The organism is Peribacillus sp. TH27, assembly GCF_016650915.1.
Classification (GTDB): domain Bacteria; phylum Bacillota; class Bacilli; order Bacillales; family DSM-1321; genus Peribacillus; species Peribacillus butanolivorans.
Map to the genome: position 1 here is coordinate 151402 of NZ_JAEKEV010000001.1, position 12419 is coordinate 163820.

Annotated in this window: 11 protein-coding genes and 2 pseudogenes; 2 read left to right on the forward strand and 11 right to left on the reverse strand. The window is 35.7% G+C overall.

Annotated features, from left to right (window positions below; all coding sequences use genetic code 11):
* Window positions 1-78: 78 nt before the first annotated feature.
* The 3 genes and pseudogenes from JFU24_RS00750 to JFU24_RS29885 form a co-directional block, all read right to left on the reverse strand.
* Window positions 79-615 (reverse strand): FAD synthetase family protein, encoded by a 537-nt coding sequence (locus tag JFU24_RS00750; RefSeq protein WP_201249371.1) that lies wholly within the window; start codon window positions 613-615, stop codon window positions 79-81.
* A gap of 34 nt (window positions 616-649) precedes the next feature.
* Window positions 650-2125 carry a 4-hydroxyphenylacetate 3-hydroxylase family protein gene (locus JFU24_RS00755; protein WP_201184065.1) on the reverse strand — a complete coding sequence of 492 codons (1476 nt, stop codon included), beginning with the start codon at window positions 2123-2125 and terminating at the stop codon, window positions 650-652.
* A gap of 477 nt (window positions 2126-2602) precedes the next feature.
* Window positions 2603-2737, reverse strand: a pseudogene (locus tag JFU24_RS29885) (sulfite exporter TauE/SafE family protein); the annotation flags it as partial.
* A 418-nt stretch (window positions 2738-3155) separates the two neighbouring features.
* Between JFU24_RS29885 and JFU24_RS00760 the strand changes: the two are divergent.
* Entirely contained in the window at window positions 3156-3785 is a 630-nt protein-coding gene (locus tag JFU24_RS00760) for a Crp/Fnr family transcriptional regulator (protein ID WP_201184069.1), read from the forward strand.
* A gap of 191 nt (window positions 3786-3976) precedes the next feature.
* On the opposite strand, the gene JFU24_RS30605 is transcribed toward JFU24_RS00760, so the two are convergent.
* A complete protein-coding gene (locus tag JFU24_RS30605; RefSeq protein ID WP_201184071.1) occupies window positions 3977-4147 on the reverse strand; it encodes a transposase in 171 nt (56 codons plus the stop codon).
* Between the two features lie 134 nt (window positions 4148-4281).
* Complete coding sequence (locus JFU24_RS30610; protein WP_201184268.1) at window positions 4282-4503, reverse strand: transposase; 222 nt, start codon at window positions 4501-4503, stop codon at window positions 4282-4284.
* A 180-nt stretch (window positions 4504-4683) separates the two neighbouring features.
* Here JFU24_RS30610 and JFU24_RS00775 point away from each other — a divergent pair, with 180 nt between their 5' ends.
* Complete coding sequence (locus JFU24_RS00775) at window positions 4684-5349, forward strand: Crp/Fnr family transcriptional regulator (protein ID WP_201184074.1); 666 nt, start codon at window positions 4684-4686, stop codon at window positions 5347-5349.
* Window positions 5350-6750: 1401 nt separating this feature from the next.
* On the opposite strand, the gene JFU24_RS00780 is transcribed toward JFU24_RS00775, so the two are convergent.
* The 6 genes and pseudogenes from JFU24_RS00780 to JFU24_RS00805 form a co-directional block, all read right to left on the reverse strand.
* Window positions 6751-7551: a carbon-nitrogen hydrolase family protein gene (locus tag JFU24_RS00780; protein ID WP_201184077.1), complete on the reverse strand. Its 801-nt coding sequence runs from the start codon at window positions 7549-7551 to the stop codon at window positions 6751-6753.
* 30 nt (window positions 7552-7581) lie between these two features.
* Window positions 7582-8910 carry an MFS transporter gene (locus JFU24_RS00785; RefSeq protein ID WP_201184080.1) on the reverse strand — a complete coding sequence of 443 codons (1329 nt, stop codon included), beginning with the start codon at window positions 8908-8910 and terminating at the stop codon, window positions 7582-7584.
* Between the two features lie 16 nt (window positions 8911-8926).
* Window positions 8927-9574: an RraA family protein gene (locus JFU24_RS00790; RefSeq protein WP_201184082.1), complete on the reverse strand. Its 648-nt coding sequence runs from the start codon at window positions 9572-9574 to the stop codon at window positions 8927-8929.
* Between the two features lie 184 nt (window positions 9575-9758).
* A complete protein-coding gene (locus JFU24_RS00795) occupies window positions 9759-10529 on the reverse strand; it encodes a creatininase family protein (protein ID WP_201184084.1) in 771 nt (256 codons plus the stop codon).
* Window positions 10530-10554: 25 nt separating this feature from the next.
* Window positions 10555-11184, reverse strand: a complete 630-nt coding sequence (locus tag JFU24_RS00800; protein ID WP_201184086.1) for a GntR family transcriptional regulator — start codon at window positions 11182-11184, stop codon at window positions 10555-10557.
* 348 nt (window positions 11185-11532) lie between these two features.
* Window positions 11533-12309 (reverse strand): annotated as a pseudogene (locus JFU24_RS00805) (IS3 family transposase); the annotation flags it as partial.
* Window positions 12310-12419 lie beyond the last annotated feature (110 nt).

Below are 12419 nucleotides of genomic sequence, written 5' to 3' on the forward strand. Positions count from 1 at the left end.
TCCTACACTACCTTAGGTATCCATCTGTTATCGCCAACTGATGGTAAACAGAGCATAATGTTCCTTCGCCTTATTTCATTAACTTCCAGATAGCCGTCCCAACAGAGAAAGGGATTCTTGAATGTTTCCTGTTAATATCAGTTTTCGTATTCTGGTAGACGAAATAACCTTACCCTTTGAGCAACAAACAGGCTGATTAACTCGAATCTGGAAATACTGTTCAAGTAGTTGAATATCTCCTTCTCGATTTCCTCCAAATCGGAAGTCACTTCCTACTATGATTTCTATTGGACTAAATTTCTTTAAATCTTCAATAAAATCTATAGGGGGACGCATTGTGTAAAATTCATCAAACCGTGCAATCACAACATGATCGACCCCTAACTTATCAAATAAAACCAGTTTCTCTTCAACCGTAGTTAAAATACGAACCCCTTGAAAATAAAATCGAGGAGGGGGATCAAATGTATATATCAAACTTGGTACTCCTAGAATCTTAGCTCTTTTCACAGCTTCTCTAATCACAGCTTGATGCCCTTGATGAACCCCATCGAACGCGCCAATTGCTATGACCGAGCCTGGCAGTGTTAAAGTTCCTTCTGCATGCGTTTCTATACCCTCTACCTCCTCATTACATAAAATCAGGGTATTACTTCTTCATTAGTTCTAGCAACTCACTTACTTGTAATGCTTCATCCACCATGTCAAACTTACGCTGACGTTTAATTGTATTATAAAAAATGGCTTTCTTCCGTATCGGATCCCCTGTATAATAACGTTCATATTGAAGCAAGCGTTGTCCGAAAGCTTCTCCGCACAAATCCCAAGCAAGTTTGAAAACGCTTACACGATCAATTGCAGAAACGCCCTCTCTCCCTACATAATAGCGATCCATATCTTCTCTCAGCTCTGGATTTTCAAAATCAGCACCAGTTGGACTCAACAATAATCCACCAGCCCCTATTGTTTGCATCAGTTCAATCGCACGCGGATACATCTTCGGCAAGAAACCTCGAATCGTTTCAAGAGGTACCCAATTCGGAATAGCCTCACCTTCTGGTGTAATCTCATACTCATGCTCAGCAACAAGCATTAATGCTCTAATAGATTCCACAGCTTGGATTAGCTCACCAAGGTTTTCCTGTACATGTAAAAATGTATCTACTCCAATTGAGTCAGCTAACCTGCATGCTACTTCGGTAGCAAATTGAAGTTTTAGGAGCCCTCTCACTGCCGATTGATGTGATGGTTGCAGAGCGATTCCTGTTTTTGGATAAAGGAGGTTTGCAGCTTCAATATTGTTATAAATAAACACTCGATCCCAAGGAACTAAAACATCTTTAAAGACTAACAGTGCATCCATTTCTTCAAAGCGTGATGCCAATGGATGATCAAATAATGGACGCTTCCCATCTTGCATCGGTTCGCGACAAATAATTCGAAGTCCTGGTGTATCAATTGGAAGTGCAAATGATAGCGCATAACGTTCATCACCCGGTTTGTATCCTGGGAAGGTATAAATAATAACTTCATCTGTTACAGGAGCAAGTGTAGCCAAAAATTTAGCACCTCTCACAATAAGTCCTTCAGGCGTCTCTTCAACAGCTCCTAAATGAGAAAACATATCCTGTTGCTCATGAGAGGATTTGCTTCGGTCATTTTGAGGATTGATAATGGCATGCGTTAAAAACAAATCATTATCGCGAACATGTCGATAGTAATTACGCATATTTTCAGCCCACTGCTGATTGTACTTTTCAAAAAAGTTAGAATTACTGTACAAAGAAGTAATTACCACGTTTAAAAAGTCTGGAGATCTTCCCATTAAACCAAAAGTAGCCTTTGCGAAGGCCTCAAACGCTGCTCTACGCTTAGTTAAGTCTTCATAGTTTTTGGGAACCAAAAACGCATTGTTCACTCTTTCCCCAGTTTCTTCACAGACATGAGTAATCCTATCTTGATATTCCGGATCATGTTGCATATCATATAGCTTTGCGATTTCAAGTACTGTCTGTTTTAATACTGGCTCATCCAACACGCTTTCAACTTTTTTCCCCGCCATCCAAATTTCGGGTTTTCGCGCCTTTACTGCATCTATATATTGAGCACCTGTACGGATTCCCATAATCATTTCTCCTTATATGTTTATTTAATAGCATCTATATCTTTTGGTTTTCATTAACATATCTTTACTATCTACTCATTTCTAAAACACGGTGGACTTCATCGACATGCATTTCTTTAATAGAAAGTTATTATCTATTTTTTATTATCACTCTCCCTCAAAGTTATTTTAAATATCATCTTTATTGATTCAATCCCTTTAGTTGATAATAAGCCCAAATCAGTTATAAAACTGTAAACTATTTAACCTTTTTGATTTTTTTATATTTTCTGAAAAATAGTTAAAAAAGGCTCGATCCCGAAGGCACGTAACATGTTTTTGAGTCAGCCCCCTTAACGTCTATTAAAATGGCATCAACGCTAAATTAACAGTAAAAAGCCGGCCAATGCAGGAGTTCCGACCACTGTCACTTTCAAAAATAATTTGGGTGCGAAGTTTGTAAATTTTGTTCCTACATAGGCTCCAAAAATGGTTCCTACTAAAACTTGAGGCCGTTAGAGAGGTCCCCAATGCTTGATAGATGGGAACTTTAAAAACTAACGTTAAACTAGATATAATGAATCCGGCACCGCACGCACAGACAAACCCAAGTAAGGTCCCTAATGCAACCATCGTTAAAATAATAGATTGATTTTAAATAAATTTATATTTAAACTAGTGTAAAGTATTTAAAAAGCTTTTTCGTCGTCGCTATATATAGAAAGGTTTTAAAGAGTCCTAAGTTACAAAAGATCATTAGTCAAATACCCAAAAAAGAAAGCGCTACCAATTATGTTTGAAGAAAATTTCCCATCAAACTATTAAACTCTAAGTAATTCCTCGTAAGAAAACATAACAAAGTTAATATAATTGAACCCATCAAATAATTACATCGAATATCTAGATTAGAAATACAATTTTATTAGTCCATTTCATAATCATTTACTCGCGTTCTATTTAAAAATAATGCTACTACTAGGGGCATTGATAATGCTCTCAAGATTCCATCAAAAAATACTCATTGAAAATTACAATTCTAGGAGTGACTACTATGATTATTTCCCAGCATACTTACATCAATTGGGAAAATTATTTAGAATTTGGAATTAGACAATTTTTCAAGGAAAAAACAGGGGTATATAAACAAGATACTATTGGAGATGGTTTTTATTATGTTCATAAGGGCTTAATTAAAGTTATTACCTCAACAACAAAGGAAAAAGACCGTATGTTAAACATTGTAGTTCCTGGTCAACTATTAGGTGTTCAAACCATGGATCAACAAGTTCACTTTACAACGGCTGTAACAGTGAAAGACTCCATACTCTATTACTTTCCTTATGAGAAGTTTAAAGAACTCCTAAGGTTACAACCAACGTTTTTAAATCTTTTCACAAAAACTGTAATACAAAAAATACACGGGCTTGTTGAGCTAATTAATTTGAATTCTCACTCTGCAGAGAGTCAAATTGCCTTGATACTTCTAAATATTTGTTATGATTTTAAAGATCATGAAGTTCATCTAACCCAAAAAGATCTCGTAACGTGTACAGGCTTGACACGGATAACTGTATACAAAATATTAAAACAATGGCAGAAAGAAAATTTAATCGAAATACAAAGTCGAAAGCTATTAATTAGAGATCCCGATCTGTTAAGAAACTATGTTATTAATTCATGAGTGTTGATTATCCAAAATTAGACAGACATATCTCTTGTAATTCTCTATAGTTTTTAAAACAACAGCTATTCGCCAGTCTATAGGTAAATTGGCTTTTAGCCATTGTCGCTGAAAAGTGATAAACAACAATTTATTGAATACTCGCCCTTCAGATGTCTTCGAATAGAGCCATTTAAATAGAACATATGCAATCAAAGCAGCAAAATCTGATTAAAGACGGCGTTTTCTGTCGTGTCAAATAAAACAGGGACACTTAGGTTCTGTTTGATCCATCGGAAGAACGTTTCGATTCTCCACCTTGTTTTGTATATATCTGCAATGGCTTCTGGCGCAACATTCATCAGATTGGTGACTTCACGCATCTCATTACCATAATCGTCCTAAAAAATACAACGCGTTGACGTTTCATTGAACGAGATTGCTCGGTACCTAGTTGGCAGGTGTTGTCACGCTTGACGGGCGATGCATTTTGCTTTAGCCGTTGTAAAGAATGTGTTCAAAAGATTTCTGTATTTTCTTTCATTCGGATGACAAACTTTTGATGGTCTTCCGTAAACTGATTGATTCTTTTGATCTTAAAATAGACTCGATTTTCTACCATGATAAATCGTAAATCGACCAACTGTTCAACAATTGGTCCATCATGCACAAGTCCAGTGGTTCCAACGACATGAAGAGGTATTTCAGTGAGAGGAGAATAGCTAACATGCAGTTTGATTCCTGCACGCTCCCTGTGATAAAGGCGACTTTCCCACTGTAATCGTGGTGGAGTCTACCAAGAGAAGTTCGTTTGAAAGCTTTAATGCTCGGTGTGTCATCCGATTACATTTAGATACGACTAAATGTAATAATTTCTTCATAAATAAAAAACACGTTATTTATCAGGAGTGGTGATAGAATGTTAAATCTTCGTTTTACATGGAGTCCATTTTTGACATATGGACAATTTATTGAGGTGAAAGAAAATACAGTTATTTATCACCAGGGAGAGGATGGAAAAGGGTTTTATTACTTAAGTAAGGGAGAAATAAAAATTACAATTCTATCCGATAAAGGAGAAGAGCGTACTGTTAATTATGTTCCGGAAGGTATGTTGTTTGGAGAGAATGGAATTAATAAAGAACCTTATTCCACTACCGCGTTTACAACCTCCCCTTCCGTTTTGTATTATTTCTCTGATGAAGCATTACTAAAAGTATGTAAAGAACACCCAAATGCAGCAACAATATTTACAAATTCCCTAATTTATAAATTTAGATTATTGGCAGAAATTATTACTTTTCTTGATAGCCCTGTTGAACAGCAAATGGCACACTACTTATTAAAGCTTGTTAACGAAAACGGTAAGTTTGCTATTAATCAAACAGCATTTGCCCGTTACGTTGGTACGTCCCGTATTACCGTAAATAAAATCATCCAAAAATGGGTTAAAGACGGTATAATCAAACTCTCTAGTCAAACAATTGATATTATTGATATAAATAGAATTAGAGAAATCCAACGCTCTGATATAAAAAATCTGTCAAACTTGGACATGCTAATATTATCCTCGTCTCAAGAATAAAAATATTGGGCAGCATCCAAAAATATGTAAGGAAGAGGAATGACGACTTTAGAACTGGATTTTACCTGAACAGCTGAGAGAGATTTCCATACTGTTGTTAATACGCCCAGCATGGAAGTACTACTAAGACACAAAAATTTAAAACTTCTTGGTTTCATACTTATCTCTGCAAAGGAGACACTGGTAAAAGATCACTCTTCGTTTCCAGTATTTGTTCAAGAAGTTAATTTAACTACTACCTCGACCTTCTATTATCCATAATTCGGAATTAAACTAATATACTAAGAGAGCAATGAAAATATTGATTACCTTGCTGAAAAAGTTGGAAAACATGAGCTAGAACTTAATAGATTAAACAGAAATTGAGGGAGCTTTTATGGGTTCTCTTTTGTTGTTATAATTGTGCTGAGATTCGCTCTCTGACGAAGTGAATTATGCTTTTTATGTACAAATATCCTTCGTTGCAAAATTCAACGCTATTACTTTTAAAATAGATGTATATCAATCTATAAAATTGGTGAAACTGATAAATTATTCCTCCTATCGTTGAAAAGCCTTTGCTCCTGTTGAGCAAAGGCTACTTTTTTGACGAGTTTCTTCTATTTGATCTTTGCTGCTGACTCGTATGTATCCAAATTTACGAATATCCAATTTATTACTCCCTCTTCTACTTTTCTCTTATTCCACCAAAACGTTCGTAAAAGTGTATATAAATATACGAACGTCCGTAAAATTATTTCTAACTTTAATGAACGTTAAAGTAAGATGATTTTGCACAAAAAAGAACCGTTTGCAAAAGTCTACTTTTACGAACTATAGTATAAAGGTCAAAATGTTTAAATATCTAACCCAATAGAGATATATACTTTTTCACTGAACTTAGGTAATTTGGACAAGCTTGTATTTTTTCATCCCACATATATAGTAGAAAAAGGAGGGTTGTATATATGGGATGGTATAACAAAAGCTACAATCAGCGTCCTCCACAGCTTCCAATCCCACCAGTCCCACCACTCTAAGCTGAAATTGGGGTACAGACATCAAAACGGAACCTGCTTAGCCTGTAATGGGCTGGGCTTTTTTACTTTTTACGGTATGGCGGAAACTATCAGAACCTTGTTAATTATGGTTGCTTTACCAGTTTGATAGAGGTAAAATTATCAGTAACTTAAAAACGAACGGATAAACAAAAAAGCCATTTCCATATGTTAGTGTTTCTCAGGCACTAACGGAAATGACTTCTTCTATAACCTAGTGTGCGACCACTAAGTTAAATTTTTATCCCTGACGCAACAGGACTATTTGATACACCTATTATAAACTCATTGTCTACTGAATTTCAAAATGTTCAAGTTGGGAAGATTAATTGCAAGATGTCAGTAAAGAACTTCTCTAGGAACATCAAGTTGTAACATAAAATTCAGGTTTACGGTTAACTAAACAAGGGAGTTTTTCTCTCACACGATGTACACGATCAAGGTCAATATCAGACATAATCAAAGTTTCTTCTTCGCCTCCACTAGTTGCTATAACTCCCATTGGATCGACAATCATACTCCGTCCAGAAAAGACATTGCCGGCTTGGTTAGAAGCACAAACGAACACAGTATTTTCAATGGCTCTGGCACGAAGTAGAGTTTCCCAATGATCCTCTTTCATAGCTCCCGCTACCCATCCAGCAGGAATAAACAGAATATCCGCTTCTTGGAGTGCTAATTGCCTTGCTATCTCTGGGAATCGTAATTCATAACAAACCATAAAACCTATTTTTCCAAATTCCGTTTCTACTACTTTATATTGATTATCACCAGGGACAATGGTATCAGACTCTTTATAGTTAAAAGCATCGTATAAGTGAGTCTTTTGATAAGATTGTATAATTTGTCCGTAACGATCGATAAATACTGTCGTATTATATGCACGCTGCTCATCATCTACTTTTGACTCAAATATTCCACAAACTATATAAATTTCGTTTTCTCGAGCCGCCTCAGCTAATCCTGAAACAAACGGACCCTCCAATGGTTCAGCAACATCAACGGGTGAAATTCCGGAACCTGGGATAGCTAGTGCCATATACAATTCAGGTAATATAACAAAATCTGCTCCCAATCCTTTTGCTTTAGAAATGTATTTTTTTGCTTTCTCCAAATTAGACATTTTATCGGTACTTGTAGATAATTGAGCAATAGCTACTTTCATAATAATCCTCCTAATAAACTTTTTAATAAATCATATTACCGTATTGCGAGTTTCGTTGTTTACGATAGCGCTTTCAATTTGTTCCTCTTCAAAAAGGGACTTGTTAGGTTTTATGAATAACCACGAGATAGCACCCAATCCACCCATAATTGTTAATAACATGATACCCATATTCCAATTTCCAGTGAGATTGACTGTTTGCACCACTAGTATAGTACCAATCGCCGTTGCAGCGTTTCCACAAAAGTTTACCCATCCTGATAATGAAGCACTATGTTTTCCTCCGATGTCCTGAACGGCAGACCAATTGGGTACTTGTATCATACCTATTCCAGCCATTGAAATCATTAATAGAATAGACATGTTAAAAGTAGAAGTCGCTTGAGAGGCAAACCATAGACAACTAGAACTGATGATGAATCCTACAATACCAAAAGGAACACGTGAGGTAATACGAGATTTTGTTTTACGATAAACGAAATCGACTAAAGTCCCCATACCCACTACAGAAGCCGCTAATGCTAACCAAGGCAATGCTGCCACAATTCCTGTACTTTCAATGGACAAGCCACGCGATTGGAGAAGAAATAGAGGTAGTAACGTGATAAAAAAGCTTTCCACCAATACTAAACAAAAATATTGAAAACCAATCGCCCAAAATTGGGACTTGCTCAAAAGTGTTTTCCATTCTTTCCGTGATGTTTTGAATACCACTTCATTGTTCTCTTCTTTGGATTTTGTTTCTTCGGTAATTAAGTCTAACTCTCCCTGATTCACAGCTGGATGATCTTTCGGATGATTCTTAAACCTCTTATACCAATACAAGCCAACAGCTACTCCAATGATTCCATAGCTATAAAAACTCCATTCCCAACCGAATCGTGAAATAATCCATGCAGTTAATGTTGTACCAATTGCCAATCCTAAATAACCAGAACTTAAAAAGATAGAATTAGCTCTGGCTTTTTCCGTTCTAGGAAACCAAGTGTTGATAGCATTTATTCCACCTGGTATATCTGCAGCCTGGGCAATACCTAATAAGCAGCGAAAGAAGATCAGTAAAATTAAGCCGGATCCAAATGGAGTAATAAATGTAACTACGGACCAAAGAATACCTGCAATAGCAATTGCCTTATGAGAGCCTATTCGTTGTACCCAAATTCCGGCAGGTACTTGACATAATGCATACGTCCAGGCAAAAGCCGATAATACAAATGAAATTTCAGTTAAACTAAGACCAAAATCTTCCTGAATGAGTGGTGCACTAACACTAATATTGATTCGATCTAATGACATCATTAATTGCATTGGAACCATGATAAAAAATATAACTCGCCATCGGACATTAGTGCTCTTCAAACAACTCACTCCTTTATTATCTAAAGAATTTTTCCGCTCCACTTAATGAAGCTAAACTAATGCCGGAATCTACTTGTCTTTTCATTTCTATCTCAGCCTCTTGTTTTTGGATAGCTGTTATCGCATACTGTTCAGCATCTTTAGGATTAATAACGAATACACCATCATCACTTGCAACCACTAAATCGCCTGGATTAATACTTACACCACATACGCTTACTGTTGTATTGATTTCTCCTTCTATTCCAAGAATTCTTGTTGTTAGAGGGCTTATACCTAGAGAAAAAACAGGTAGGCCTAGTTCTAATATTTCTGGAACGTCATTGATGCAACCTGAAACAATCACACCAGCTACTTGTTTAGCATGCGCAACGTAAGACACCATTCCTCCCCAACAAGACCGTTGTTCGTCTCCAGACATATCTATTACCATTACATCACCTGGTTCTATTAAATCTAATGCCTTATGCACAGCAGTAGAATCCATATGTGGGATCCGAACGGTAATAGCATTACCTACAAATCGTATTGGACGAGAAAGTGGTTGTAAGCCCTTAAGAAAACCAAAATCTGTCATATGTCCAATCGTTGAAGGATCTACCTTTTGATACAAATCAATGAGCTTTGGACTAATACCTTGTACTCTAGGATTAATTTTAAACATGTTCTTCCCCTCTACTTTCATTTAATTTTATTTCTTCTCTTGCAGTTTTAATTTTCTTCTAAATCGTCAAAACCTTAGTTCCTATTACCGGTATCATTGAGATTATCCCAGATCAAAACATAAAATAGTAAATTGCAAAGGTTTTTAGTAATGTCTTCAGGAATTTAAAGCGCTTACAAAACAATTATAGAGTTTGTTGAAGTTCTTGGTTTTCCTCTGGAATATTCCAGTTTTCTTGTAAAAATTGAACAATCTTGTCTACAGAACGGTTTACCAATCGTTCACCTTTTTCTTTTGTTCCTAATTTTGCGTTTCCAACTGTCCCTGACTCACTGTAAATGCTGTATTTTGGATACTGAATAATTTCAGGGAATTGATCAATGAATTTTGGTGGCTCGTTTACCGGTTTTTCAATGTCAACCAGTTCTGGGTATAAATATAAAAGGACTGATGTACCTGCTTCACTCGCATGTCCATGGGCTAATGCTCCAGATTCAACAATTCCATTATCAAGTGTTTTTAAAAACCTCCAATAATCGATTTGTGCAAATCGAAACTCATCATAGTCACGGTGATCATAAGCAATTTGGTTGATGACAGGAACATTTCCTACATGATTATTAATAAATAAGAAGTCTTTGAATCCCCACTTTTTCAAACTGTTAACTGTATCTACCAAATACTCTTTAAAGCTTTCAGGTCGAATGGTAATTGTTCCGGGAAAATCATCCAACATTGATGAGTCACCTACTTCCAAAGTTGGACCTATTATGCTATTTACCCGTTCGGCTACGAGTTCTGCAATTTTTGCAGCTACTAACGTATCGCTTCCAAGTGGTAAATGCGGACCATATACTTCAAAAGCTCCTGTAGGAATAATCGCTAAATTGGTTTCCATTTTTCTCTCTACAAATACCTTCCAGCTCATTTCTTTAAGAACATTAGTTTTTTTCATTTTTCCATCTCCTTAATTTGTTTATTTAAAATAGGGATATTTTCCCTCCTCGAATGTGTTCTTCCAACTCATGTACTGCTAAATGGTGATTCTTCTGCTTTAAAGCTTCAAGGATGTCAATATGCTCTTGAATAAACTTCGTCATATTTTGTTTCTTTTTTAGAAAGCACGTTGAGTTATAAAAAAGTCTTTCACTTATATTGGACATTGTTTGGAGAAATAAGCTATTTCCTTCAACTTCCAAAAGATAGTAATGAAAATCAGCATCAAGCTGGACAAAGCTAAAGAAATCATCATTTTCACAACATTGTTTTTGCTCATTAACCATTTCATATAAGGTTGCAAGGTCATTTTCTTTAAGCATGTCAATCGTATTCCTAATAGAAAAAGTTTCAATTGCAATACGTGCATCAAAAAAATCATTAATCTCTTTAATCGATAATTCTTGTATAGCAATTCCTTGATTAGAGATTACTTTGACAAAACCCTCATTTTGAAGCCTTTGAAGTGCTGCAACAATAGGAGTTCGACTCATTTCAAGTTCTTCAACTAATTGATTTTGCGAGGTATAATTCTCTTCTATAAAATCCCCCCTCATAATCTTTTCTTTAATTTTGTGATATGCAATTTCATTCAAAGTTGTCCTTTTTTTCATAGGAGCCTCCTAATTTTTTTACTTGAATTCAAGTTGAATTCAACTATATTATTAAAGTAGCAAAAAAATCCAGAAAAGTAAATATTAATTTGGGTTTTAATTGAAAATTTATTAATAGGATAACATGCTCATCAAGTTGAAACTTTGCGATATTCCCTTTTAAAACAAAAAAAACCCCTAATATGGGGGCTTATAGTCTTATAGGCGTCTGAAAGGTGTACCTTTACGAACAGTAGCAACAATACTATACCGCCCATTTTAGAAATTTTATACGCTAAGAAAATTCCAACCTAAAAAGTCGATCTCCTCTACGTGAACTGACCCCATAAAGTTAGACAGGTTATTTCGTTAGGCAGCCCGTTGGACATGAGCTCGGTATTGTACCGGGATCATGCCTTTTAATTTTGCCTTGATTCGTTTGTGATTATAGTATTCTATATATTTTGCTAGTTCGTGTTTAAAGTGTTCCACACTTTCAAATTCTTTTAGATAAAGAAGTTCCGATTTCATGATACCAAAGAAATTTTCCATAACAGCGTTATCGTAACAATTCCCTTTGCGAGACATACTTTGCGTAATGCCACGTTCACTAAGGGTATTACGGTATTGCTTCATTTGATAATGCCAGCCTTGATCTGAATGAATAAGGAGAGTATCGTCGTCTGTTAAACGTTCAAAAGCTTGATCCAACATCGTTGAAATGAGTGAGTAGGTTGGTCTTGAACCGATTGTATACGTAATAATTTCTCCATTAAATAAGTCCAATATCGGCGATAAATATAGCTTTTCTCCAAATAATTTAAACTCTGTAATATCCGTAACCCATTTCTCATTTGGTTTTTCAGCTTTGAAATTACGATCTAAAATATTTAGTGCAATCTTACCCACAGTTCCTTTGTAAGAGCGATATTTTTTCATACGGACAAGACATTTTAGTCCTAGTTCTTTCATGATTCGCTGTACCTTTTTGTGGTTTACTTTGTGTCCACGATTTCTAAGTTCATCACGAATTCGACGGTAACCAAACCGACCTTCATGTTCATCGAAAACAGATTTAATCAATCCTTTCAGTTCTGCATCTGGATCAGGACGACCGAAGTTTTTCACCCAATAGTAATAGGTGCTACCCAGTCTTTGTACCAGAACCAAACATATTGAATTTTAATTTTTTCTATAGTCATTTAGTACTGACAATTATTCACATAAGTTACCAATAAAGTTTATTTAGTGGTGAT

Excerpts from the sequence above, each read along its gene's own strand:
- JFU24_RS00755 (WP_201184065.1), bottom strand. The coding sequence starts at position 2,125 with ATGGGAATCCGTACAGGTGCTCAATATATAGATGCAGTAAAGGCGCGA.
- JFU24_RS00760 (WP_201184069.1), top strand. The coding sequence starts at position 3,156 with ATGATTATTTCCCAGCATACTTACATCAATTGGGAAAATTATTTAGAA.
- JFU24_RS30605 (WP_201184071.1), bottom strand. The coding sequence starts at position 4,147 with ATGCGTGAAGTCACCAATCTGATGAATGTTGCGCCAGAAGCCATTGCA.
- JFU24_RS00775 (WP_201184074.1), top strand. The coding sequence starts at position 4,684 with ATGTTAAATCTTCGTTTTACATGGAGTCCATTTTTGACATATGGACAA.
- JFU24_RS00780 (WP_201184077.1), bottom strand. The coding sequence starts at position 7,551 with ATGAAAGTAGCTATTGCTCAATTATCTACAAGTACCGATAAAATGTCT.
- JFU24_RS00790 (WP_201184082.1), bottom strand. The coding sequence starts at position 9,574 with ATGTTTAAAATTAATCCTAGAGTACAAGGTATTAGTCCAAAGCTCATT.
- JFU24_RS00795 (WP_201184084.1), bottom strand. The coding sequence starts at position 10,529 with ATGAAAAAAACTAATGTTCTTAAAGAAATGAGCTGGAAGGTATTTGTA.
- JFU24_RS00800 (WP_201184086.1), bottom strand. The coding sequence starts at position 11,184 with ATGAAAAAAAGGACAACTTTGAATGAAATTGCATATCACAAAATTAAA.